Annotated in this window: 20 protein-coding genes; 6 read left to right on the top strand and 14 right to left on the bottom strand. The window is 66.1% G+C overall.

Features of this window, described 5'->3' with window-relative positions; genetic code table 11:
• Positions 1-31: 31 nt before the first annotated feature.
• From CVN68_RS06675 to CVN68_RS06715, 9 genes are all read right to left on the bottom strand, one after another.
• Positions 32-550: a hypothetical protein gene (locus CVN68_RS06675; RefSeq protein WP_100281499.1), complete on the bottom strand. Its 519-nt coding sequence runs from the start codon at positions 548-550 to the stop codon at positions 32-34.
• 142 nt (positions 551-692) lie between these two features.
• Positions 693-4,928, bottom strand: coding sequence for a translocation/assembly module TamB domain-containing protein (locus tag CVN68_RS06680; RefSeq protein ID WP_100281500.1), 4,236 nt, complete (start codon positions 4,926-4,928; stop codon positions 693-695).
• The gene (locus CVN68_RS06685) at positions 4,928-7,075 is read right to left on the bottom strand and encodes an autotransporter assembly complex protein TamA (RefSeq protein ID WP_233503613.1); all 2,148 of its coding nucleotides are present in this window, start codon (positions 7,073-7,075) and stop codon (positions 4,928-4,930) included. The genes CVN68_RS06680 and CVN68_RS06685 overlap by 1 nt, the downstream gene beginning before the upstream one ends.
• A gap of 99 nt (positions 7,076-7,174) precedes the next feature.
• The gene (locus CVN68_RS06690; protein WP_100281501.1) at positions 7,175-9,232 is read right to left on the bottom strand and encodes a malate synthase G; all 2,058 of its coding nucleotides are present in this window, start codon (positions 9,230-9,232) and stop codon (positions 7,175-7,177) included.
• Positions 9,233-9,302: 70 nt separating this feature from the next.
• Positions 9,303-9,758, bottom strand: a complete 456-nt coding sequence (locus tag CVN68_RS06695; protein WP_100281502.1) for a MarR family winged helix-turn-helix transcriptional regulator — start codon at positions 9,756-9,758, stop codon at positions 9,303-9,305.
• 220 nt (positions 9,759-9,978) lie between these two features.
• Positions 9,979-10,359: a hypothetical protein gene (locus CVN68_RS06700; RefSeq protein WP_100281503.1), complete on the bottom strand. Its 381-nt coding sequence runs from the start codon at positions 10,357-10,359 to the stop codon at positions 9,979-9,981.
• 26 nt (positions 10,360-10,385) lie between these two features.
• A complete protein-coding gene (locus CVN68_RS06705) occupies positions 10,386-11,792 on the bottom strand; it encodes a coniferyl aldehyde dehydrogenase (RefSeq protein WP_100281504.1) in 1,407 nt (468 codons plus the stop codon).
• A gap of 62 nt (positions 11,793-11,854) precedes the next feature.
• On the bottom strand, positions 11,855-12,607 hold the full coding sequence (locus tag CVN68_RS06710; protein ID WP_199560226.1) for a prepilin peptidase: 753 nt from the start codon (positions 12,605-12,607) through the stop codon (positions 11,855-11,857).
• Positions 12,597-12,857, bottom strand: a complete 261-nt coding sequence (locus CVN68_RS06715; RefSeq protein ID WP_199560227.1) for a hypothetical protein — start codon at positions 12,855-12,857, stop codon at positions 12,597-12,599. Before CVN68_RS06715 ends, CVN68_RS06710 begins: the two co-directional genes overlap by 11 nt.
• Before the next feature lie 86 nt (positions 12,858-12,943).
• Between CVN68_RS06715 and CVN68_RS06720 the strand changes: the two genes are divergently transcribed.
• Together CVN68_RS06720 and CVN68_RS06725 are read left to right on the top strand one after the other, a co-directional pair.
• Positions 12,944-14,131: an acetyl-CoA C-acyltransferase gene (locus tag CVN68_RS06720; protein ID WP_100281505.1), complete on the top strand. Its 1,188-nt coding sequence runs from the start codon at positions 12,944-12,946 to the stop codon at positions 14,129-14,131.
• A complete protein-coding gene (locus CVN68_RS06725; RefSeq protein ID WP_158298771.1) occupies positions 14,128-14,712 on the top strand; it encodes a hypothetical protein in 585 nt (194 codons plus the stop codon). Before CVN68_RS06720 ends, CVN68_RS06725 begins: the two co-directional genes overlap by 4 nt.
• Positions 14,713-14,729: 17 nt before the next feature.
• Here the strand turns inward: CVN68_RS06725 and CVN68_RS06730 are convergent, their stop codons facing one another.
• The gene (locus CVN68_RS06730; protein WP_100281507.1) at positions 14,730-15,206 is read right to left on the bottom strand and encodes an SH3 domain-containing protein; all 477 of its coding nucleotides are present in this window, start codon (positions 15,204-15,206) and stop codon (positions 14,730-14,732) included.
• A gap of 93 nt (positions 15,207-15,299) precedes the next feature.
• On the opposite strand from CVN68_RS06730, the gene CVN68_RS06735 reads away from it, so the two are divergent.
• Positions 15,300-16,298 (top strand): 2-hydroxyacid dehydrogenase, encoded by a 999-nt coding sequence (locus CVN68_RS06735; RefSeq protein WP_100281508.1) that lies wholly within the window; start codon positions 15,300-15,302, stop codon positions 16,296-16,298.
• A gap of 25 nt (positions 16,299-16,323) precedes the next feature.
• On the opposite strand, the gene CVN68_RS06740 is transcribed toward CVN68_RS06735, so the two are convergent.
• The 4 genes from CVN68_RS06740 to CVN68_RS06755 form a co-directional block, all read right to left on the bottom strand.
• Complete coding sequence (locus CVN68_RS06740; protein WP_100281509.1) at positions 16,324-17,019, bottom strand: glutamine amidotransferase; 696 nt, start codon at positions 17,017-17,019, stop codon at positions 16,324-16,326.
• 103 nt (positions 17,020-17,122) lie between these two features.
• Positions 17,123-18,526 carry an NAD(P)H-dependent flavin oxidoreductase gene (locus CVN68_RS06745; protein WP_100284260.1) on the bottom strand — a complete coding sequence of 468 codons (1,404 nt, stop codon included), beginning with the start codon at positions 18,524-18,526 and terminating at the stop codon, positions 17,123-17,125.
• Between the two features lie 65 nt (positions 18,527-18,591).
• On the bottom strand, positions 18,592-19,725 hold the full coding sequence (locus tag CVN68_RS06750; RefSeq protein WP_100281510.1) for a glycosyltransferase family 4 protein: 1,134 nt from the start codon (positions 19,723-19,725) through the stop codon (positions 18,592-18,594).
• 105 nt (positions 19,726-19,830) lie between these two features.
• Positions 19,831-20,697 (bottom strand): alpha/beta fold hydrolase, encoded by an 867-nt coding sequence (locus CVN68_RS06755; protein WP_100281511.1) that lies wholly within the window; start codon positions 20,695-20,697, stop codon positions 19,831-19,833.
• 18 nt (positions 20,698-20,715) lie between these two features.
• On the opposite strand from CVN68_RS06755, the gene CVN68_RS06760 reads away from it, so the two are divergent.
• From CVN68_RS06760 to CVN68_RS06770, 3 genes are all read left to right on the top strand, one after another.
• A complete protein-coding gene (locus CVN68_RS06760) occupies positions 20,716-22,068 on the top strand; it encodes a protein adenylyltransferase SelO family protein (RefSeq protein ID WP_100281512.1) in 1,353 nt (450 codons plus the stop codon).
• A 67-nt stretch (positions 22,069-22,135) separates the two neighbouring features.
• Positions 22,136-23,551 carry a succinylglutamate-semialdehyde dehydrogenase gene (gene astD / locus CVN68_RS06765; RefSeq protein WP_100281513.1) on the top strand — a complete coding sequence of 472 codons (1,416 nt, stop codon included), beginning with the start codon at positions 22,136-22,138 and terminating at the stop codon, positions 23,549-23,551.
• Between the two features lie 100 nt (positions 23,552-23,651).
• Positions 23,652-23,831, top strand: coding sequence for a hypothetical protein (locus tag CVN68_RS06770; protein ID WP_233503614.1), 180 nt, complete (start codon positions 23,652-23,654; stop codon positions 23,829-23,831).
• Positions 23,832-23,871: the final 40 nt, after the last annotated feature.

Raw genomic sequence — 23,871 nt, forward strand, 5'->3', positions numbered from 1 at the left:
AGGCGGACCAAGCTTTTTCAGACGCTGTTCTTCAGGTCTTTCCGGATCGGCATCCGGGTCGCGGCTCCTCCGCAGACGGCAGGTCGATCCAGTCCGCTGTGACCGCCGCCCCTGCTGTCGTCAACACGGTCAGGAGCAGACAGATGGCGGAGGGCACGGCGACTCCGATCAGGCGCACACGATTCTTGTCGGTGTAGATAGTGTTTACTCTGCCCGTCGGGTGCGTGTCATCGGCGAACAGGATCTGCAGGATGATATCCAGCTTCAACTGTGCCCGATGCACCGTTTGCTGCAAAACCCAGCAGAGGATCGTCCCGACAAGCAGCAGTGCCGTGGCAATCCCAGGACTGTCGCGCAGGCTTATCGCTCCGGTTATCAACGCACCCGCGACAGTGAGGAACAATGTCAGCCGCTTGTAGACGAGACCTTCCATGAACTCGCGTTCTTGACTTAGCGACCACTCTGTATGCGATACGTGCTTACGCTGATCGTCATTGAGCGTAACAGCGGAAGGCCAGATGAACTGCTTTATATCCTGAAGAAAAGGCATGCTATACCCCCCGCCTTCAAAGGCAGAAGATGCCGCACTACCAAGCCTATTGCAACCGGATAGCGTCGATATCTTCCCAATCCGAATTCTGATCGTCGGGAATTGCGCTGACTGCTTTGAGGATTCGACTAATCTACCACCCTCAATAGTCGCGCGAATAGCGCAGGCTGACGCTCGATCCGCCGAACGAGCCGGTCTGCGAAAGCAGGCTCAGCGCGCGGGTGAGAGCGATCTCGAGCTGGGTGGCAGTGAAGCCGCGGGCATCGGTGATGATCTCGATATAGATGTCGTCGGTGATGTATTTGCCCGCGGCGAGCGAAGTGCCGCGGCCGCTGGCATCGTCAGCGCCGAGGATGCGCAGCCGATCGATGCCCGTTGCCGATTTGAGCTTGCCGAGCGGATTGAGCCCGCCGCCCGATGCGCTCAGTGAATTGACCGCCGCGGCGAGCTGGATCGCCTCGGTCGCGGACAAATTGGTCACGTTGGTGCCGAAGAACAGCCGCGCCAGCACTTCCTCCTGCGGCAGGCTGGGGTTCGAAGTGAACGCGATCTGCGGGCGCAGCGCGGTTCCCGACACGTTGAGGATCGCGGTGACTCCTTCAGCCGTCGTCGTTGCCGCGATGTCGATCGTCGGATTGGAGATCTGACTTCCCTGGAAGCGGATCGTCCCCCGGGTGATCTCGAAGCGACGGCTGGCGAAGCTGTAGGTACCGCGCTCGATCTCCATAGTCCCGCGGACCTCAGGCGCGGCGGTCGTGCCGCGCACGGTGATGCGCGCGCTCCATTCGGATTCGAGCCCCATGCCGGACAAGAAGATCCGGTTGTCGGCAACGAGACGCAGATCGAGATCGAACAACCCCATCGCACGTGCCGGTTTTGCCGCGGCCTGTGCATTATCGACAAGCTGGCTCTTGCGGCGGATGCCGGTGAGTTCGGGGATCTCGGCCGCGCCCTGGCGGATGATCTCGTATTTGGCTTCTGGGATCGTCAGCCGACCCTCGATCTTCGAGACCTGCGGGTTCTTGGTGATGGTGATCTTGCCGGTAGCGGTGGCGCCCAGCGCGTCGCTGCGCGCGAGCCGAGCATTGTTGAAATCGGCGGTCAGGCTCATCGGATAGCCGTTGACCGCCGACAGGCCGATGCGCCCTTGCGCCGTGACTGTCCCCTCGCCCGCGCGTCCGCTCGCCTGTTCGAGGATCAGCTCATTGTCGGAGAAACGGCCATCGATCTTCAGATTGGTGATCTGGGTGCCATAGGTCTCGTTGCCATAAGTCAAATTCTCGCCGCGGACGACGCCGACCAGCCGCGGATCGTTGACTCGGCCGGAGAAGTCGGCGGCGATGCCGATCGGCCCCGCCAGATGCTGGTTCGACAGGCCCGCGAGCGAGAAAGGCACCGCGGCCGGGCCATTATAGCGGATACCGCCGGAGAGCGGCGCGCCCATCAGCCGCGCGGTCCACGTGCCGGCGCCCGGCCCGAGCGGTCGCATCGTGGCGACGACCCGGCCGATCGTGGTCGTGCCGCGCTTGATCAGCGCCCGCGCGTCGCCGCCATCGGGGAGCAATTTGCCGACGAAGCTGACATCGACCGGAGTCGACACCGTCGCAAGGCTCGAGCGGGTGAAGTCGTCGATCTCGAGCCGGGCGTCGGCGCTCGGGAAGGCGCCCGGATTGGGCTGAGCGAAATCGAGGCTGCCGGTGGCCGTCCCGCCCACACCGATCCCCGGCATGAAGCCGTTGACCACGGCAAGGTCGAGCTTGTCGAGCCGCGCCTGCAGCGCGATGCCATTGCCATAGCTGCCGGCGATCCGCGCACTGCCCTGATCGAAGTCGATCTGGGTGGGCTGCAGCCGGTAAACGCCCTTCGCGATGTCGATCCGCGCCGGATTGACGCTGTGAAAGCGAATTCCGCTCCCCTGCCCCTGCAGCGCGACCAGCCATTGCTTCGGCGAGAGCCGGGCATTGGCGGCGATCTGGAACGGCACGCCCGACGATCCGGTGGCGACCGCCTGGGCGGTGCCGCTGCCGCCTTGATAGTCGATCTTCGCCCGCGCCGTCTTGAGCACGAACTGACCGCTGCGCAGATTGGCGATCTGGGCGTCGGCGATAATCTGTGGCGTTTCGGTGAGCACGATGCTCGCCGAGATCAATCCCCGGCCGATGGTCAGCCCCGCATCGCCGGGAATCGTGGCGTTGAACGCCCGCGCCCGCAAATCGGCGCGCTGGAACCTGCCTTGCGCGGCAACCTCGGCGCTGCCCACCACGCCCGAGCCTTCGAAGCGCAACGTTCCCGCGAACGGGCCGGCGCGCGTCTGTTGAAGCTTGCCGGCGATATCCATCCCGGCGAAGCGCGCGGTGTTGATGTCCACCGCGAGCGTGGCGCCATTGCGGACGAGGACGTCGGCAGTGAATGGACCATAATCGGAGCCGCCGCTGGCGAGGATCGCATAAGCGTTGCCGCGCCCGCGCACCCGCGCCTCGAGATTGACCAGTCCCACGCCCAACCCCGGCCGCGCCGCGCGCAGCAGCACTTGGGGCGCAGTCATCGTGCCGGTCACCCGCGCGCTGAGCGGGCCGTAAAGCGTGGAGATCGCATCGGCGTTGATCAGGATCGGGCCGGCTGGATCATAACGCCCGGAGCCGCGCAGCACGCGGAATTGCGGTGCGCGCATGCGGATATCGTTGAACGCGACGATGCCTTTGGGATCGAGCGTGACCCGCGCCGAGGCCACCGCATTGCCGCCGAGGAAGTCGCGCACGCTCTCGTTGCTCAGTTTGCGCGTCTCGGCGGCGACGTGCCCGCGAATGCCCCAGCCGCCGCCGGGCGCGGCGAACAATTCGGCGTCGGTCTTGAGATCGACCACGCCGACGCCGTTGATCGCGTAATCGTTGATCCGGCCCTTGATCGCGCCGGTATAACGACCGGTACTCATATCGGCGGCGATGATCGCAGTCGCGTCGACGCGGTCCGAACGCAGGCGGAGATTGTCGGACAGGATCTGCGCGCCCGAGATTGCGAGATCGCCGGCAACGGTCAGGTTGGTCACGAGCCCGCCTGCGGCGGCATTGAGCCCGCTCACGCGCGCCGCCCGGGCGCGCACGGGAATCAGAATGCGATCGGCGTCGACCCGCGCACGGCCTTCGGCGTACAGATTCTCGACGACGGTCTCGCCGAAGCCGAGCGACGCTGCCCTGATCTTGTAGTCGACCACCGGCGCGTTGAATGGCCCGTCGAGCGCGAGCGCAGCGCGCACCGAACGTCCGTTGAGATTGGGGGCAATCGCGCCGGGGGTGAGCAAAATCGCGTCCACATTGAGATTGCGGAAGCGGTTCTGACCGAGGTCAACGATCCCCTTGGCCTCGACCGACAGCGCTTTCGAATGCAGCTTGAGCTCACCGTTCGCGGCACGATCGCGCCAGACCGCATCGAGCGCGACGTCGAGCTGCGGCGACGCCAGCCGCTCGACCGGGCCAGTCATATAGACGCCGGGCCAGGTCGGTCCGCGCAGCTGGAAGCGGCCATTCTGCGCAGTCACCGCCAGATCGGCAATGCGCCGGCCGCCCAAAGTGCCGATCGCCTGTCCGCGCCAGCTCTGCCAACTGCCGCGCCCGCCCACGGTGACCGCCAGCGGACGATCGAGCCCGGCAACGCCGGTGACGAAGCCGTTGACCGGAGCGTTGACCCGCAAATCGATGTCGAGCTTGTTCTGCTCGGGCACCGCGTCGAGCTTGAGCGCGAGGGCATCTCCCCCAGGCACGCCCGGAGCCGAGATCGTCCCCCCGTTCAGCACCAGTTGCGCGCGCCCGCCGGCGATATGCGCAGTGCCCCGCAACTGGCCGATGTGCCGCTGGCCGTCGATCGACGGAGAGATGTCGATCCGCGCCACGTCGAGCCGGGCGATGTCGATGTCGAGATCAGGAAGCAGCGGCCCGCTGGGATCGGTGGAAGGCTTGAGCGCCGGCAGCCGCAGAAGCCGCACCTCAGGGCTGGTCAGGCTGCGGATGTCGACATGGTTGCGCAGATAGGCGAGCGGCCGCCAGTCGAGCGCGACTTCCTTCGAGGTCGCGAAAATACCCTGCGTGTCACGCACTTCGACATCACGCAGGATCAACGCCCCGTAGAGCGAACCCTCGATCCGCCCGACCCGGAAGTTGAGCCCCGAGGCGAGCGTCAACTTGTTCAGCTGCTGGGCGACGAAATTGCGGCCCGGCTGCGTATTGATCCCGATCACCAACAGCCCGGCGAGCAATGCGAGCGTACCGATCGCGATCGCGCCCCATTTGACGATGCGCTGCCACACAGGCGGCCGGTAGACGACGTGCGTCACCGGGGCCTGGCCTTCGTCTGTGATTTCGGTCTCGGGAAGATCGGACGCCATCAGAATGCCTGTCCGATCGAGATGTAGAGCGCGACCTTGGATTCACCCGGCTTGCGCGCAATCGGGGTGGCCACGTCGACCCGCAACGGCCCGAAATTGGTATAGAGCCGTCCGCCGATCCCGGCGCCGAAGCGCATGTTCTTGCCGGTTGGGTAGAGCCCTTCATAGACCTGCCCGGCATCGATGAACGGCACGATTCCATAATTGCCGAAGCGATAGCGCGCCTCGATAGCGAACTCGTTGAGGCTGCGTCCCCCAACCGGGCGGCCGTCGGGCGAGCGCGGGCCGAGCTCTTGGTAGCCGAAGCCGCGCACCGATCCGCCGCCGCCGGCATAATAACGCCGCGACGGGGGAAGATCGTTGCGCGCGATGCCGGGGATCGAGCCGATCCGCGCACGGCCGGCGACGACGATGCTGGAAGAGGCCGGATAATAAGCCGTGCCTTCGAGCATCAGCCGCGCATAAGGCCGCGCCCGGCCGCGCACCGAAGTCTCGGGACTGGCATTGGCCTTGATCCGGAAGCCGCGCGTCGGATTGAGCAGATTGTCCGACGCATCATAGCCGACGAAGCCCGGCAGCGCTGCAATCAGCCACGTACCGCGATCGCGCGCGCCCTTGTTGAAATTATACTGGTCCTCGTTCGACCCGACGAGTTCGGCCCCGTAGAAATAGGTCCAGCGCTTCTGCCAGATCGGCGTCGAATCGCGCGACCAGCGCACCGCGAGCGTGCCGGTATAGGATTCGAACGCGGCATAATCCGAATGGTTGACTGCGGCCTGAACCTGGAAGGTGCGGTCGCGCTGGCCCGCGTTCGAGCGGCGGAAGGTGCCCGAGACGCCTTGCTCCTGCGTGCCCAGCACGGCGCTGGCGATCAGCGCGCCTTCGGGCGGGAACAGGTTGCGGTGGGTCCATGTGCCCTCGGCGCGGAAGCCCTGCCCGGTGCTGTAGCCGATCTCGCCGGCGAGCGTGCGCGGGCGCCCGCGATTCTGGCGGACGAGCAGATTCACCACTTCGGTGCCGTTTGGGCCGGGCTGGCCGGTACGCACCGGCTCGACCGAGACGGTGGAGAACAGGCTGGTGGCGATCAGCGCCTCGCGCAGATCGTCGACCTTGCGGGTGTCGTAGATCTGGCCGGGCTTGTAGCGGCGAAGGAGTTCGAGGTGGTCGACTTCGAACACCGGGCGGCGCCCCTCGGTGACGATCGCGCCGAACGAGGAGCGCGGTCCCAGATCGACCGGCAGGGTGTAATCGCCGCGCTGGGTCTCTTCGTCGAGCAGGATGTCGCGCTCGCCGAGCTTGATGAAGGGATAGCCCTGTTGCGGGAGCCGCAGGCTGACATTGGCCTCGGCGCCCTGGATGCGTTCGGCCTGGATCGGATCGCCGGGGTTGAGGTTGAGTTCCTTGTCGAGCAGCCCGGCCGGGACGGTGGGATCGCCAACGATCCTGACCTCGCCCAGCCGGTAGAGCGGGCCGGGCGTTGCGGTGATCGTCGCGCGGACATTGCCGGAATTCTTCGGGCTCTGCTCGAGCGTGGAGAGCGCGGTGCCGTCATAATAGCCGAGCGACTGCATCAGCCGGAGCGCGAGACGTTCGTCCTCCCGCGCCCGCGCCGCGACCATCGTCGCATTGGCCGCCTTGCCGTCGCCGTCCTCGAGCGCCGAGAGAGCACGGAACCGGCCTTCGAGTCCGATCTTGTCGAGCCCTTCCACTGTTGTGGTGTAACGGATCGAGGCGATCTTCTCGTCGTCTACTCCCTCGATCAAGACCGGCTCGACCTTGAACTGGGCGAGCGGGATCAGCGGCTCGGCGAGAGCCGGATCCTCGGCGGCAGGCGGCGGGAAACTCTCGATCTGATCGGCCACCGCGCCCGGGGTGGCGGGCTGGGTCACCTGCGGCTTGCCGAAGTCCTGCATCGGCTCCAGCGGCGCGTTGATGTCGTCGCTCAATTTGGGGATCGCCGCCTCGAATTCGGCATCGGGGACGATCGCATCGTCCTGCGGCGCGGTCTGCACCGGCTCTGGGTTGGGCAGTGATACCGGCGCGCCCTGCCCCGGCTTCGGATCAGATACCTGCGCGCACGCCACGCCCGGCAGGAATGCACTCCCCGCCAGCGCGGCAATCCAGACCGCTTTCACCCCTTTGCGCACGCGCCTCCTCGGAGCCGCGAACGCCGGCCCTCTCGCTTCCGTAACGACCCATTGACCCTTTGGCTCCCCTTGGGTGCGATTCGCCAGCAAAATCAGCGGCTAGCCGAGTTTTGCGCGCGCCCGGAAGCGATGGAGCAGCGGTTCGGTATAGCCGGCCGGTTGTGCCGCGCCTTCGAAGACCAGCGCGCGCGCCGCCTGAAAGGCGAGACTCTCCTGCTCGCGGCCCGCCATCGGCCGGTAGTGCGGATCGCCCTGGTTCTGCGCGTCGACCTTGGCCGCCATCCGCCGCAGCGCCGCCTCGACATCGACCTCGCGTGCCACGCCGTGGAGCAGCCAATTGCCGATATGCTGCGACGAGATGCGCAAGGTCGCGCGATCCTCCATCAGTCCCACATCGTGGATATCGGGGACCTTCGAGCAGCCGACGCCCTGATCGATCCAGCGCACGACATAGCCGAGAATGCCCTGCGCGTTGTTGTCGAGCTCGCGGGCGATCTCCTCGGGCGACCAATTGCGCCCCTGTGCCACCGGAATCGTCAGCAGCGGCGCCAACCCGGGCACGGCCTCGGCCGCGATTTCGCGCTGGCGGGCGAACACGTCGGTCTGGTGATAGTGGAGCGCGTGGAGCGTCGCGGCAGTCGGCGACGGCACCCAGGCGGTGTTAGCGCCTGACTCCGGGTGCGCGCCCTTCTGCGCGAGCATGTCGGCCATCCGGTCGGGCGCGGCCCACATGCCCTTGCCGATCTGCGCCTTGCCCGTCAGCCCGCAGGCGAGACCGATGCGGACGTTGCGGTCCTCATAGGCCTTGATCCAGCTGGACGCCTTCATCTCGCTCTTGGGGACCATCGGGCCGGCGCGCATGCTGGTGTGGATCTCGTCGCCGGTGCGATCCAGGAAGCCGGTGTTGATGAAGGCGATGCGGTCCTTCACTGCGTGGATGCACGCCGCGAGATTGGCCGAGGTGCGCCGCTCCTCATCCATCACGCCGACCTTGATTGTGTGCCGCGCGAGGCCGAGCAGATCCTCGACCGCGTCGAACAGCCGATCGGTGAACCCGCATTCCTCGGGGCCGTGCATCTTGGGTTTGACGATGTAGATCGATCCGGCACGGCTGTTGCGATGCCTGCCCAGCCCGCGCAGGTCATACAGCGCAATCAGACTGGTGACGATCGCGTCGAGAATGCCCTCCGGCGCCTCCTGTCCGTCAGCGAGCAGCATTGCCGGAGTGGTCATCAGGTGGCCGACATTGCGCACGAACAGCAGCGCGCGCCCGGCCAGATCGCCACGATCGGGATTGAGCTTCCGAGTGACGGTCTGGCCGCCCTTGTCGAACCGCTCCTCGAGATCGCCACGCATCAGACCGAGCCAGTTGGTATAAGCCGCGACCTTGTCCTCGGCATCGACCGCGGCGATCGAATCCTCAAGATCGACGATGGTGGTGAGCGCCGCCTCGAGCCGCACATCGGCGATCCCGGCCGGATCGTCCCGCCCGATCGGGTGCGTGCGGTCGACCACCACTTCGATGTGCAGTCCATGGTGGCGATAGAGCCACGGCGCGATCTGCTGCGCCGGATCGCGAAGCACCGGCGTGTCGCTCAGATCTGTCCAGCTCCCCTCGGCGAGTGGCACCGCTTCGTCGAGAAACGCCCTGGCCCGCGCAATCACCCGCGCGCCGCGCTCGCGATCATAGCCACCCGACTTCGCTGCGCCCGGCAGCGCGTCGGTGCCGTAGAGCGCGTCGTAGAGGCTGCCCCAGCGCGCATTGGCAGCGTTGAGCACGAAGCGGGCATTGAGCGCGGGCACCACCAGCTGGGGGCCGGCCATCCGCGCGATCTCGTCGTCGACATTGGTCGTGCCGATCGTGAAGGGCGCCGGCTCAAGGACGAGATAGCCGATCTCGCGCAGGAACGCCTCTTGCGCCGCGGGATCGGCCGCGCCGCGCGGATCGGCTTCGCACCATGCGTCGATCTTGGTTTGGAGCACGTCGCGCTTCGCCAGCAATGCGCGGTTCTCGGGTGCGAAGCGCGCGAAGATATCCGCCGCGCCCGCCCAGAAGGCCCCCGCCTCGATCGCCAGCTCCGGCAGCACGCGAGTCTCGACGAAGCGCGCGAGAATATCGGCAACCTTCAGGCCGGCGCGATCGACAGTAGCGGACATGCAAACTCCTCCTGGCAACATCACTAACGTGCCTGGGGAGGGCATGCGCGACCTATCGGGCGAAGCGCCGCTAATCAACCCCGCGATCGAGCGCGATCGCCGCGACCTCGATCCGTTCGAGCATCGCACGCAGCTGGGTCCGCTCCGTGTCGGACAGCGTATCGAAGATGCGCTGCTCGAACTCGAGCGCCTTGGGCGCGACCTGCTCGTAGAGCGCCCAGCCTTGTTGCGACAAGGTCAGCAGGTGCGAGCGTTGATCGTCGGGATTGGCGCCGCGCTGGATCAGCCCGCGCTCGGCCAGCGCGATCGCGGCGCGGCTAACCGTCACCTTGTCCATCCGCGTGCGCCCACATAAAGCCTGCTGGCTCATCGCCCCGCCTTCGGCCAGCACCGCCACCAGCCGCCACTCGGGGATGCGCAGACCGAAGAGCGTCCGATAGGCGCTGGCAACCGCATCCGACACCGTGTTGGATGCGATCGAGAGTCGATAGGGCAAAAATTCGTCGAGTTTTAGCGTCTTCGGCATGCCTCACCGTGCTGCCAACATGCTCGCCGCGCAAGTGACAGCGTTGTACGGTTGCATTTTCTGCAATGGTATCGGTATCATTTCGCACTTGCAGCATATCCCGCCGCGCTGCAGAAGGATCAGGCCTTTCAGGCATCCTCTCCTAAAACTTTCAAACGGCCGCCCTCCGGGGCGGCCTTTTTTTGTCACGTCGCGGAGAAGCTATGCGCTTCCGCAAAATCTAAGAATCATCCAGCGGCCCATGCGCCGTCGACGTGCGCGCTAGTCCACGGTGAAGGATCTCGAGCTCCTCCCGGCTCAGTACGCGCTCGGCGACGCAGGCCGCTTCCACGTCCTTCCAATCCGGATGGCGGGCCTTGATGATGGAATGAAGTGCGGAAATCGCACGCGCTCGCTCGCGATGGCAAAATTGGATCACGCTGCCATATTCGACGATCACAGGCGAAGGCCCAGTCCTAAGGGGCATCTGCTCGCGAGGCTCCCCCGGGCGATCCGATTCGCGCGATTCGAGCCGAATGCACTGGATATGCTGCCGAACCGCCGGATCGTATGAAATCGTCTGGAGCGCCAACGCCAACAAAAGACCGGTACTCATCGTCATTCCCCCTATGACCGAGCCAAATCCGATTACTTCATCTGCCGCTTGATCGTCGCCCAGGTGGCCTTGCCGTAAGGTGGCTTCATCCCCGCCAGCTTCGCCACGTCGAGCCGCGGCTGCCGGTAGATGCTGCGCACATGGCTGAAGGTGCGGAAGCCCGCTTCGCCATGATAGGCGCCGGTGCCCGAGGGGCCGATGCCGCCGAAGGGCAGATCTTCCTGGCTGACATGGAAGATCACGTCGTCGAGCGTCACCCCGCCCGAGATTGTTCGGTCGAGCACCTGTCGCCGCTCACCGCCGTCGCTGCCGAAATAATAGAGCGCCAGCGGCCGATCGCGCCGGTTCACTTCGGCGATCGCGTCGTCGATATGGACATAGCTGCGCACCGGCAGGATGGGGCCGAAAATCTCTTCCTGCATTACCGTCATCTCGTCGGTAGCGCCGCGGATGATGTGGAGCGGCATCTTGCGCGAATTCGAGGCGGCGAAATCCTCGTTCGCCGGATTGACTGCAATCACCTCGGCGCCCTTGGCGCGCGCATCCTCGATCCAGGCACTCAGGCGGGCATGATGGCGGTCGTTGATGACCGCGGTATAATCGGAATTGACGAGCAAGGTCGGATACATCGCGGAGGCGGCGCGGGTCAGGCCGGCGACCACCTCTTCTTCCTTCTCCGCGGGCACCAGCATGTAATCGGGCGCGAGGCAGATCTGCCCGGCGTTGAGCATCTTGCCCATCGCGACCCGCTCGGTCGCCTGCACAATGTCCGCCGAGCGACCGACCACCACCGGGGATTTGCCGCCGAGCTCCAGCGTGACGGGAGTGAGATTGTCCGCGGCGGCATGCAGGATGTGCTTCGCGATCCCCGTCGCGCCGGTGAACAGCAGATGATCGAAGGGGAGTTCGGCGAACGCCTTGCCGATCTCGGGGCCGCCGCTGACGAACGCCACTTCCTCCGGCGCGAAATAGCGCGGCGCGAGTTCCTCGAACAACGCGGCTATCACCGGCGTGAACTCGCTGGTCTTGACCATAGCGCGATTGCCCGCGGCGAGCACGCCGGCAAGCGGGCTCATCACGAGGTTCACCGGGAAATTCCACGGCGCGATGACCCCCACCACGCCCTTGGGCTGATATTCGATCCATGCCCGCCCGCCGAGCAGCCCGAGCGGGAACATCACCGGCTTGCGCTCGCTTTTCGACCAGCGCCCGACATGCTTGCGCGCGTGGCGGAGCGGCCCGATCGACGCGGCGATATCGGCGATCATCGATTGCTCGCGGCTGCGATGCCCGAAATCCTCGGAGAGCGCATCGCAGAAGCGCGTAGCATTCTCGGAAATCATCGCGATCGCACGCTCGAGCCGGTCCTTGCGCGTTGCAAGTGACACCGGCAGTTCGCCCATGAATGCGGCGCGTTGGCGATCGAGGATATTGTGCATGGGACTTTGTGATCCGAACCGCGCTGCTGCGCAAGCAGGCGCCCGGATTTGCCCGGATGTGGCTAGGCCAGTGCCTGACCCAGCCACACCGCCCAGGCAGCGGCAGCCAGCATCACGCCGAACGGCAGCCGATCAGTCCCGGTCACCTTGTGCCCCGCGCTCATAAAACCAAGCACGGCCGCGATCCCGATCAACGCGGCGGCGAGCAGCACCAGAGGCAGCGCGTGCCAGCCGAGCCAGCAGCCGATCGCCCCGAACAGCTTGGGATCGCCCCCGCCCAGCCCCTGTCGTCCGCGCACCACCCGATAGCCCGCCGCGACCGCCGCCAGTGCCGCGAAGCCGCCGATTCCGCCGATCAGCCGGGCATCCATCGGGGGTGCGATGCCGAGCAGTCCGGTCGCCAGGCCCGCCGCGGCAAGCGCGCCGGTGAGCAGATTGGGCAGCCAGAAGGCAGCGAGGTCGAGTGCCGCCAGCGTGAGTAACAGCCAGCCGAACACCGCTCCGGCGACGCCGCCGATGCCCGGCACGAGCAATCCGGCGACCACACCGATCGCCATGCCGGTCAGTTCGGTCACGAGGTGGCCGGGATGGATCGGCGCGTCGCAGCCCCGGCAACGCCCGCGCTGGAGCACGAAGCTAATCACCGGCACCAGTTCGCGCGCAGTCAGCTCCTTGCCGCACCCATCGCACTGCGATCGTCCCCGCAGCGGCGAACGCCCGTCCGGCCAACGGATCGCGACGGTGGCGATGAAGCTGCCGAAGACGAGGCCGAGCACCCCGAGCAGCAGCGGCCACAGCCACGGCTCAATCCGCATCGTGCGGCGGCCGCTTGCGGATCAGATAGCGGTAGACTCCGAACACGTTGATCCCGAACAGCACGATATTCTGCGTCCACAGCGCCTCGTCGCCGGACATCAATGCCCCGCTGATCCAGCAAATGCTCGACGCCACGAACAAGGCGAATCCCCAGCCGGTGATACGCCGGCCGAGATCGAGCGACACCATGAAGCAGGCGACAATGCCGCTGATCGAGGCTGCCCATTTGAGGATGTCGACGAGCGCCATGCTTATGCTCCCTTGGGGCTGGGCGGCGGCTTTTGCAAACGGCCGCGCGGGTCACTAGATCGACCCCAACAATCGAGAGGAAAACAATGTCCGCCGACGATATCGTCATCGCTTCCTATGCGCGCACCCCGATGGGCAGCTTCCAGGGCTGCCTGACCGATGCCAGCGCGACCGATCTCGGCGCGACGGCGGTGGGCGCGGCGGTCGAGCGTGCCGGGCTCAAGGGCGACGCGATCGAGCGGATCTACATGGGCTGCGTGCTGCCCGCCGGGCTCGGCCAGGCGCCGGCGCGCCAGGCAGCACTCAACGCCGGCCTGCCCAATCATATCGAAGCGACGACGATCAACAAGATGTGCGGATCGGGGATGCAGGCGGCGATCATGGCGGCCGAGGCACTGGCCGCGGGCTCGGTCGATCTGCTCGTCGCCGGGGGCATGGAGAGCATGACCAACGCGCCCTATCTCTCGCTGCGCCACCGTTCGGGCGCGCGGATCGGGCATGACGTGCTCAAGGACCATATGTACCTCGACGGGCTCGAGGACGCCTATGAACCCGGCCGGCTGATGGGCAGCTTCGCCGAGGAGACGGCGCAGGAGTACCAGTTCACGCGTCAGGCGCAGGACGACTTCGCGATCGCGTCGCTGGAGCGTGCGCAGAAGGCGCAGCGATCGGGCGGGTTCGACCGCGAGATCGTCCCGGTCGAGGTCAAGGGCCGCAAGGGCATCACCACGATCACTTTGGACGAGCAGCCGGCCAAGGGGGATATCGCGAAGATCCCGACCCTCAAGCCGGCCTTCTCGAAGGAGGGCACGATCACTGCGGCCAATGCCTCGTCGATCTCGGACGGCGCCGCGGCACTGGTGATGACACGGATGAGTGTCGCGGACAGACTCGGGCTCACCCCTGTGGCGCGCGTCGTGGCGCATGCCGGGCATGCCCATGCCCCCGCCCGCTTCGCCACCGCGCCGGTATTTGCGATGCGCAAGGCGCTGGAGAAAGCCGGCTGGCAGATCGGCGACGTCGATCTGTTCGAAGTAAACGAGGCCTTTGCCTGCGTCGCGATGATCGCGATGCGCGATCTCGGCATCGCGCACGACGTCCTCAACGTCCATGGCGGCGCCTGCGCGCTCGGCCATCCGATCGGTGCGAGCGGCGCGCGGGTGCTCGCCACCCTGCTCTCCGCGCTTGAGACGCACGGCCAGAAGCGCGGGCTTGCTTCGCTATGCATCGGCGGCGGCGAGGCGACCGCGATGGCAGTGGAGTTGCTCGATTGAGTGTGGTGCCGTCGGGATACTGGTTCGCCGCGGCCGCCGTCTGCATAGCCGCACCCGCATCGGCTGGCCCGGCCGATTGGCCCGATCTCACGCCGATTCGCCTGCACGCCGGCGTCAACAAGATCGTTGACATCGCAGGTGACGGGAAGCCCGGCACCATCAGGCTCGACTGGCGCGACAATGGCAATGCGTGGAGCTACGACATCTTCACCGTGAAGGTGAAAGGATCGATCGCCACGGTCGACGGCAAGGACCGCTTCACGGACAGCCCGCACACCGGCGAAGACGTGATCGCCTCGGTCCGCTTCGCGCGCGGCACGCATCGCGGCCGCACGACCACCTTCGCGCTCGTCTCCCATCGCGAAGTAGCCGAGAGTGTGCCCGACCCCGCCGTCACCACGATCACGCTCTACGCGCTCGAAAGGAATACCGGCGGGCTCGGCACGCCCTATATCTTCACCAAGGTCGCGAAGGTGACTCCCGAGCGGCTCTATTGCCATGCGGACATGGCGCTGAAGACCGAATTGGGCTTTCCGCTGACCAAAAGCTATGACGGGCTGCCCTCGATCGACGGGTGCTGAAGCCGCGAGACGAGTGCCTAGTTCAGCACTTCGCCCGGCTCGACACCCCAAAGGTGCGACTGCTCGATATAGCCGGCGCGGCCGCCGACGTCGAAGCGACACCAGTTGCTCGCGCATTTGCTGATCCGGCCGACCACGCCTGGCGCGACTCGCCAGTTGATGTGCGCGGCGAGCTGCGGCGTGGCGCGCAGTTCGGTCACGGCGCCGACGACGATAGCCGTGCGGCGCTCGTCGAGGAAGTTGCGCAGCATCCAGCCCTGGGTGCCGCCGGGATCCTCGACCTTGCGCCACTCGCCATAGATGTCGAGCACCTTGAGCGGCAGTTCGCGCCGCTTGTAGAGCCAGCTCGCCGGATAGTTGCGCCCGGGTCCGGTGCGCAGATGGGCCTTGTCGACATCGATCGACACCCAATAAGGCGGCTTGCGCTGCGCGAGCGCAGGCACGGTCAGCCCCAGCGCCACGATCCCCGGCAATATCCAACCCGCCAGCCGCATTCGAACCCCTTTCGTCGTTTCCGCTGATACTGCGGCGGTGCCCTGCGCTTCAACCCGTTGACTGCGGCGCCCGCGAGCGCCAATCCGCCCTGAATGGCACAAACCGCGCGCCCTTCCCGCCCCCGAGTGGCCGTCACCCGGACGCTTCCGGAGGCGATCGAGGCACGGATGGCCGAATTATTCGATCTCGCGCCCAATGCGGACGACCGACCGATGGACCGCGCAGCGCTGGCCGCCGCGATGGCCGATGTCGATGTCTTCGTCCCCACCGTCACCGACCGGATCGACGCCGAGCTGCTAGCCGCGGCGCCCGCACGGCTGCGGCTGATCGCCAATTACGGCACCGGCGTGGGCCATATCGACCTCAAGGCCGCGCGCGATCGCGGCATCGCCGTCACCAACACCCCGGGCGTGCTGACCGAGGATACCGCCGACATGGCGATGGCGCTGATCCTCGCCGCGCCGCGCCGGCTGATCGAAGGCGACAAACTGGTCCGCTCCGGCGAATGGACCGGCTGGCGGCCGACCGGCATGCGCGGACACCGCATCGGCGGCAAGAAGCTCGGCATCCTCGGCATGGGCCGGATCGGCCAGGCGGTGGCGCAGCGCGCGCGCGCCTTCGGTCTCCAGATCCATTATCATAACCGCCACCGCATTCCCGAAGTCGCGGAGGCACAGCTCGGCGCGATCTTCCATGCCGATCTCGATGCGATGCTGGACGCGGTCGACATCCTGACCATCCATACTCCGCACACCGCAAGCACCGCCGGGCTGGTCGATGCGCAACGGCTCGATCTGCTCGGCCCGACCGGGTGGCTGATCAACACCGCGCGCGGTGAGATCATCGATCCCGAGGCATTGGTCGCGGCGCTGACCGAGGGCCGCATCGCCGGCGCCGGGCTCGACGTCTATGTGAACGAACCCGCGGTCGATCCGCGGCTGATCGCGCTCGACAATGTCGTGCTGCTCCCCCATCTCGGCTCCGCCACCTTCGAGGGACGCGAGGCGATGGGGCGCAAGGTGATCGCCAATATCCGCTCATGGGTCGACGGCCATCGCCCGCCCGATCAGGTCCTCGACGGCTGGCTCTAGCCGCCGTCAGGCCACATGAGCGCCGTCAGAGGCCGCGGAGCCACTCGCCGATCATCGCCTGCCCCGCAGCCACCGCCGCGGCCCCATGCGCGTTGTGCTCGTCACGCAGACGCTCGGGCGAAGTGCCGGCCTCAGCGATGAAGGCAGGGCCATTCTCGATCCATGCCTCGAAGCGCGGGTCCTCGCCCATCTCGGCGTGGAACTGGAGCGCGAGCAGTTCGGGTCCGCGGCGAAACGCCTGGTGCGGGTAAGCCGGCGTCGAGGCGAGAAGCTCGACGCGCTCCGGCAAATCGAACGTGTCGCCGTGCCAATGCAGCATCGGCACCTCGGCGACGTGTCGGAGGGGAGACACCGCACCTGGATCGTTGAGCGTCACCGGCGAAAAGCCGATCTCCTTCACCGCTCCCGGCCGCACTTCCGCGCCCATCGCCGCCGCGATCATCTGCGCGCCGAGGCACACGCCCAAGGTGGGCAGCCCGCGCTCGATTCGCTCGGCGAGCCGCTCGAGCTCATGCGCGATCCACGGATGCGCCTCACGCTCATAGACGCCCATCGGCCCGCCCATCATCAGCAGCAGGTCGGGTGCGTTGAAGTCGAGGCCCGAAAAACCCGGATCGGTGACGTCGACGCGATCGAGGACATAGCCCGCAGCCTCGATCGGCTCGCGGAACCCGGCAATGCCCTCAAAGGGAGTGTGGCGGATGATGAGACCGGTCTTCATGCCACCACCCTAGCCCGGCCGGCTCCGAGCGCCAGGCCAGGTTTTCTTGCCAGCGTGCAAGCCGACCCATCCCGGACCGGTCAGCCCGGGTTGAACAACCGGATCAATCCCCCGTCAGAATCCGGTCGACCAGCTGCTTCACCGTCGGCACGAACCCGTTCGAATAAAACGGGTCGCGTTTGAACTGATACGCGCCGTGCCCCGCGAACATCAGATTCTGCTCGACCGGTCCGCCATGTGCGATGTCCTGCAGTGTCTTCTGGATGCAGAAGCTGCGCGGATCTGCGAGCCGGCCGGTCGAATTGGTCTCCGAGTCGGCCCAGGCTGAAAACTGGCACTGGCTGAGGCAGCCCATGCAATCGGCCTGATCCTTGCGGATGACGCCTTTCTCTTCCTCGCTGACGAAGACGAGGGTGTTGTCGGGGGTCTTGAGCGCCGAGGTGAAGCCCAGCCCGAACCATTCGCGCGCGCGCAGCAGATCGTTGCGCGTCACCCAGAAATTCTTGCCCTTCACACCAACGTCGAGCTGGAAAATATGATCCCCCGCATGCTCGGTCGAATAGGCGATCTGGCGCTCCGATCGCGCCTCGAGACTGCGCAGGAACGGATTGCGCACCGCCGACGAATAGAAGCCGGTCGGCGAGAAGCGGTGAAGCAGGATGTCGCCCTCCTCCAGCTTCATCAGCTCGTTCTTCCAGCCCTCGGGAATCGGGCTTTCCTTGGTAAGCAACGGCCGCGTCCCGAACTGGAAGGCTATCTTGCCGAGCTCGGGATTGTCGATCCAGTCGCTCCAGTCGCGCAGATACCAGACGCCGCCGGCCATCACGATCGGCACGTCGTCCGAGATGCCGCCCTCGCGCATCGTCGCGCGCAGGTCGCGAACCCGCGGATAGGGATCCTGCGGGACCAGCGGGTCCTCGGCATTGGACAGACCGTTATGCCCGCCGGCGAGCCATGGATCCTCATAGACCACCGCCGCCAGCCATTCCGAAGCCTTGGAATAGGCCCGCTTCCACAGCGCCCGGAAGGCGCGGCCCGAACTGACGATCGGCAGATAGCTCACGCCGTAAGACGCCGTAATCTCGCTGAGCTTGTAGGGCATTCCCGCGCCGCAGGTCACGCCCGCGACCATTCCGCGCGTACGCTCCAGCACGCCGTGCAGGATCCGCTGCGCACCGCCCATTTCCCACAGCACGTTGATGTTGACCGCGCCTTTACCGCCAGCAATTTCGAACGCCTTTTTGACCTGGGTGACGGCGCCTTCGATCGCGTACTCGACCAGTTCCTCGTGGCGCTCGCGCCGGGTCAGCGCGCGATAGATTTGCGGAATGATCTTGCCTTCGGCGTCATAGCTGTCGGCGTTGACTGCGCTCACCGTGCCGATGCCGCCCGCCGCCGCCCAGGCGCCAGCGCTGGCGTGATTCGTGGCCGCCACACCCTTGCCACCCTCGACCAGCGGCCAGACTTCGCGGCCGTTATAGTTGATAGGTGTCAGACCCTTGAACAAAATGACCTCCGGAAAAAATTTGAGCGACGCTATACGCAACCTGCACGGGACGCGAGTAGCATTTGTTACCCTAACACACCCGGCCGTCCCATCGCTTCGCCATATAGCCGCGCGTACGAGGCGACCATCTGCGCTTCATCGAATAACGCACAAGCACGCGCGCGGTTCTGTTGGCCGATATAACGCATAGAATCCGGATTGCGCGCCAGCGTGTCGATCCGATCGCGCAGGTCGACTTCGTGGTGGCGTGGCGCGAGGAACGGCACATTCTCGGGCGAAACCATCACCGGAATGTCGCCGACCCGCGTCGACACCACCGGCAGTCCCGCCGCCATTGCCTCCAGCACCGAGATCGGCGCCTGCTCGCTCTTCGACGACATCGCATAGATGTCGAACAGTCCCATATAGCGATGCGGCTCGGGCAGGAAGCCGGGGAGAATCACCTGATCCTCGATCGCCATGGCCTCGGCCTGATCGAGGATGTTCTGGCGTTCGGGTCCTTCCCCGAGAATCACCAGCTTGAAGCGTGCATTGACGCCGGCGACGGCGCGCACCAGCATCGGCAAATCCTTCACCGGCCTGAGGCCCGCGACGCAGCCGATGAACACCTCGCCTTCCCGGCGGTTCTGCAGCTGCGGAATCAACTTCGCGTCCGGCTTGTTCGCATAGAGCGCGGTCGGCACCCCGTTTGCGATACGATGAACCCGCTCCGCCGGCTGGCGCCAATGCTTCAACGCTACCCTCTCGAGCACCGCGCTGGGCACGATCAGCGCGTTGGCCGCGGGCAGCGCGATCCGGCGATACATGTTGCGCACCGGATTGAGCCGCTCGGCCTCGTCCTGGTTGAAGCCGTCCTCGTGGTGGACGATCGGCGGCAGCCCCTTGCCGAACACCCGCGCCGCCATCACCCCGTCGATCGCGCCCCAATTATAGGTCAGCACCAGATCGAAGCGCCGCATGAACCGCGCAATCTCCTCATAGCGTTTGACCGACGGCTTGCCGGAGAGCGGCGGCGGGTTCTGCGCGATCTCGTATTTGATGCCCGTGGCGATCGCATCGCGCGCACCGAGTTGCTCGGGCATCGCCGAGACGATGGTATGCCGCGCGCGCTCCCCGAACGCATTCATCAGTCGCACGGCACGCGCTTCCTTGCCGCCATGGTTGAAGGTCGAGTGGAGGTGAAGGATGTGGATGGGCATGTCGGAGGCGGTGCTTAGCCTTCTCGTCATCCCGGCGAAAGCCGGGATCTCAGGAGGGAGAGCCCAGCTTGCGGCACGAGATCCCGGCGTCCGCCGGGATGACGGCTATTTCACCTTCGCCAACAACCGCTCGATCGCCGCGACAGCCTCGGGCTCGTCCAGCGTCGGTGCGTGCCCAACGCCCGCCACCGTCACCAGTTCGCCTTTGGGCAGTCGCGCGATCATTTTCTCCGCGGTCGCGGCGCTCAATATGTCCGAGCGCTCGCCGCGTATCACCAGCGCCGGCTTGTCTTTCAGCGCGTCGATCGTCGGCCACATGTCCGGTCCGGCCTCGTTGCCCGGAACGCGGAACGGCTCGGCGATCTTCATGTCGTAATCGAGCACGATCCGCCCCGAGCTGTTCACCCGATAGAGCCGCTTGGCCATGCGCAGCCAGTCCTCGATGCCATAATCCGGATAGACCTCGGCATTGTTCTCGGCGATCGCCCGGGCGGCGTGGATCCAGGTCGGGTGCCACACCGCCTTGCCGACATAGGTGCGAATCCGCGCCAGCCCGCCGGGCTCGAGCTCGGGGCCGACATCGTTGAGCACCGCGCCGGCCAGCTTCGCCCCGTCGGTCGCCGCGAGCAGCATGGTGACGATGCCGCCCAGCGAGGTGCCCACCGCGACGAAGCGCTCGATCCCCAATTCGCCGAGCAGTGCCTCGACATCCTGCAAATAGGTCAGCGGGACATAGGACATCGGGTCCTTGGCATAGGCGCTGTCGCCGCGCCCGCGGAACTCGACCAGCAGCACCCGGCGTGCACCGGCCAGCCGGGTGGCGAGCTCCGCATAGTCGCGCGCATTGCGGGTCAGTCCCGGAAAGCAGATCACCGGGGGCTTGTCGTCCGCCCCGCCATAATCGCGGTAATGCAGCCGCAGGCCGTCTTTCGACCACCAATAGCCATCGCTGTAGTTGCGCCGCTCACCCATCGCTCCCCATATCGCCGGATGGCTTTCACTCCGCAACAGGCGATCCTCGAACTCGGCGACGCCTTCTATGATCCCGTCACCGCGGCACGCTTCCCGAAGACGATCCTGCGCTTCCGCAACGATCGCGCAGCAACGGAAGTCGGGCTGGACGGGCTGAGCGATCCGCAATGGATCGCCCATTTCGGCCGGTTCGAGCCGCTCCCCGGCGGCCTCCAGCAGCCGCTGGCGCTGCGCTATCACGGCCATCAGTTCCGCGTGTACAATCCCGAGATCGGCGATGGCCGCGGCTTCCTGTTCGCGCAGATGACCGACGCCCGCGGCCGTCTGATGGACCTTGGCACCAAGGGCTCGGGCCAGACGCCATGGAGCCGCTTCGGCGATGGTCGCCTCACCCTTAAAGGCGGCGTACGCGAAATCCTCGCCACCGAAATGCTCGAGGCGCTGGGCGTCGAGACCTCGCGCACCTTCTCGCTGATCGAGACCGGCGAGGAGCTCCAGCGCGGCGATGAGCCCTCGCCTACCCGCTCGGCCGTGCTCGTCCGGCTCAATCACGGCCATATCCGCATCGGCACCTTCCAGCGCCTCGCCCATGCGCACGACGTCGAGAATATCGCGCGGCTCGCTGCCTATGTGCTCCGCCATTATTACGGGGAAGAGCCCGGCAACGATGCACCGCAACGGCTGCTCGGCCATGTCGCCGCGCGCACCGCGCGGATGGCCGGCCGCTTCATGGCGGCAGGCTTCGTCCATGGCGTGCTCAACAGCGACAATATCAACGTCACCGGCGAGAGCTTCGATTACGGCCCGTGGCGCTTCGCGCCGAGCTGGGCGCCGGGCTTCACTGCCGCCTATTTCGATCAGACCGGACTTTATGCCTTCGGCCGCCAGCCCGAGGCGATCTATTGGGACCTGATGCAGCTCGCCAGTTCGCTCCGGCTGATCGTCGAGGAGGAGCCGCTGATCGAGGCGATGGAGGTGTTTCCCGAGACCTTTCAGCGTGAAGTGGCCGAGGCGATGCTGTGGCGGCTCGGCGTCGTGCCACGCGGCGCCGAACAGGATCGGCCGCTGGTCGGCGCGATCGAAGCGGCGCTGGCCGCGAGCCGCGCCTCGATCGACCGCTTCTTCTTCGATGGCTTTGGCGGCACGCTTCCGGCCGATTACGGCGAGCCGTTTGCCGAGGTTCGCGCGCAACTCGCGCAGTACGCGCCCCGCAAGCCGCGCGATCGCCCTTATTGGTCCGATCCGGAACCCTGCGCGATGCTAATCGACGAAGTCGAGGCGATCTGGGCGCGGATCGCGCAGGGCGACGACTGGACCCTGCTGCATGCCAAGATCGCCGCGATCCGCAGAATGGGCGAGGCGCTCGGCTAGGGGTTGGCAAGCCTCGCGTGTTTCGGGCAAGAGCTAGCCATCATTCCGGGGATCTAAGCACAGCATAATGCCGGGAACGGAAATCATCTCCACCGAGCCGGCTACGGGTGCCGTGCTCTGGCGTCAGAAGATCGGCGACGTCGACGCCGAGGTCGCGCATGCGCGGCGCAGCTGGGCCGAATGGGCCGCGCGCCCACTGACCTACCGAATCGAGGCGCTGCGCCGCTTCGCCAATGTCGTCCGGCAAAAGGCCGACGCCTTCACCGACCTGCTCGCCCGCGAGACCGGCAAGCCGTTGTGGGAAGCGCGAACCGAAGTCGAGACGGTGATCGGCAAGGTCGACATCTCGATCACTGCTTATTCGGAACGCACCGGCCAGCGCCGGATCGAGGCGCCGATGAACACCCGGCTCGCGCTGCGCCACAAGCCGCACGGCGTGCTCGCGGTGCTCGGCCCGTATAATTTCCCCGCGCATTTGCCTAACGGCCACATCGTGCCCGCCTTGCTCGCCGGCAACGCCGTGGTGTTCAAGCCTTCGGAAAAGACCCCCGCGAGCGGTGCGTTTCTGGTGGATTGCTTCCACGCCGCGGGCATCCCCGAAGGCTGTATCCGCCTGCTGATCGGCGGCCCCGAGGAGGGCAAGGCGCTCGCCGGCCATCCCGATATCGACGGGCTGTTGTTCACCGGCTCGGCCAATACCGGCATCGCGCTCAACCGCCAGTTCGCGACGCGGCCCGAGAAGATCCTCGCGCTCGAAATGGGCGGCAACAATCCGATCGTGGTATGGGACACCCCCGATCTCTATTCGGCCGCGGTGCTGGTCATCCAGTCGGCCTTCACCACCGCGGGCCAGCGCTGCACCGCCGCGCGACGGCTGATCGTCGACCAGAATCTCTACGATCCGCTGATGGAGGAAGTGAACAAGCTGATCAGCCGGCTGATCATCGGCGAGCCGCACGCCGATCCCGCGCCGTTCATGGGTCCGGTGATCGACAATGACAGCGCCGACATGCTCACCGAGAGCTTTCTCGCGCTCTCGACGATGGGTGGCCGCCCCTTGCGCCACATGGAGCGCCCGATCGAGGGCCGGCCGTTCATCACCCCCGGGCTGATCGACATGACCCAGGCCAATGACAAGCCCGATGTCGAATTGTTCGGCCCGGTGCTGCAAATCTACCGCAAGGCGACCTTCGAAGAGGCGATCGCCGAGGCCAATGACACGCGCTACGGCCTGTCGGCGTCGTTGGTCAGCCAGAATCCGCGGCTCTACGATCAGTTCTGGGCCAATATCCGCGCCGGCATCGTCAACTGGAACCGCCCGACCAACGGCGCGTCGTCGGCCGCGCCGTTCGGCGGGGTCGGCTGGTCGGGCAATCACCGGCCCAGCGCCTATTACGCCGCGGACTATTGCGCCTACCCTGTGGTCTCCTCGGAATCCGAACAGGCGCGCGCGGCGATCGGGCTGGGACTAAGGGACGCCTGAAAAATCCTCCGTCGCGAAGCGGGGGAGGATTAGAATAGCACGCTGGACATCTCGCCGACCTGCTCGCTATCGCCCTCCGATGCCAGTCACAGCCACCATCATGAATTCCACCACCGGCCAGCCGATACAGAAGCTGACCTTCGGCCGCATGCCCAAGCCCTGGGCCTCGTTCACCCTCGAAAGCGGCGAGCTCGTCACCGCCGACCGCGTCGATGTCGGCAAGCCTGCGCCGGGCAAGGTCGTCGTGCCGGTTTCGGTTTGGGTCACGCCCAAGAAATAACCGGCCGACGCCGCAGTCCAGCGCCAGCAATATTTCGTTA

Origin of the sequence: Sphingomonas psychrotolerans, from assembly GCF_002796605.1 — a bacterium.
Classification (GTDB): Bacteria; Pseudomonadota; Alphaproteobacteria; order Sphingomonadales; family Sphingomonadaceae; genus Sphingomonas; species Sphingomonas psychrotolerans.

Coding starts and splice junctions, on each gene's coding strand:
- CVN68_RS06675 (WP_100281499.1), bottom strand. CDS start 550: ATGCCTTTTCTTCAGGATATAAAGCAGTTCATCTGGCCTTCCGCTGTT.
- CVN68_RS06680 (WP_100281500.1), bottom strand. CDS start 4,928: ATGGCGTCCGATCTTCCCGAGACCGAAATCACAGACGAAGGCCAGGCC.
- CVN68_RS06690 (WP_100281501.1), bottom strand. CDS start 9,232: ATGTCCGCTACTGTCGATCGCGCCGGCCTGAAGGTTGCCGATATTCTC.
- CVN68_RS06695 (WP_100281502.1), bottom strand. CDS start 9,758: ATGCCGAAGACGCTAAAACTCGACGAATTTTTGCCCTATCGACTCTCG.
- CVN68_RS06700 (WP_100281503.1), bottom strand. CDS start 10,359: ATGACGATGAGTACCGGTCTTTTGTTGGCGTTGGCGCTCCAGACGATT.
- CVN68_RS06705 (WP_100281504.1), bottom strand. CDS start 11,792: ATGCACAATATCCTCGATCGCCAACGCGCCGCATTCATGGGCGAACTG.
- CVN68_RS06710 (WP_199560226.1), bottom strand. CDS start 12,607: ATGCGGATTGAGCCGTGGCTGTGGCCGCTGCTGCTCGGGGTGCTCGGC.
- CVN68_RS06715 (WP_199560227.1), bottom strand. CDS start 12,857: ATGGCGCTCGTCGACATCCTCAAATGGGCAGCCTCGATCAGCGGCATT.
- CVN68_RS06720 (WP_100281505.1), top strand. CDS start 12,944: ATGTCCGCCGACGATATCGTCATCGCTTCCTATGCGCGCACCCCGATG.
- CVN68_RS06730 (WP_100281507.1), bottom strand. CDS start 15,206: ATGCGGCTGGCGGGTTGGATATTGCCGGGGATCGTGGCGCTGGGGCTG.
- CVN68_RS06735 (WP_100281508.1), top strand. CDS start 15,300: ATGGCACAAACCGCGCGCCCTTCCCGCCCCCGAGTGGCCGTCACCCGG.
- CVN68_RS06740 (WP_100281509.1), bottom strand. CDS start 17,019: ATGAAGACCGGTCTCATCATCCGCCACACTCCCTTTGAGGGCATTGCC.
- CVN68_RS06750 (WP_100281510.1), bottom strand. CDS start 19,725: ATGCCCATCCACATCCTTCACCTCCACTCGACCTTCAACCATGGCGGC.
- CVN68_RS06755 (WP_100281511.1), bottom strand. CDS start 20,697: ATGGGTGAGCGGCGCAACTACAGCGATGGCTATTGGTGGTCGAAAGAC.
- CVN68_RS06760 (WP_100281512.1), top strand. CDS start 20,716: ATGGCTTTCACTCCGCAACAGGCGATCCTCGAACTCGGCGACGCCTTC.
- astD (WP_100281513.1), top strand. CDS start 22,136: ATGCCGGGAACGGAAATCATCTCCACCGAGCCGGCTACGGGTGCCGTG.
- CVN68_RS06770 (WP_233503614.1), top strand. CDS start 23,652: ATGAATTCCACCACCGGCCAGCCGATACAGAAGCTGACCTTCGGCCGC.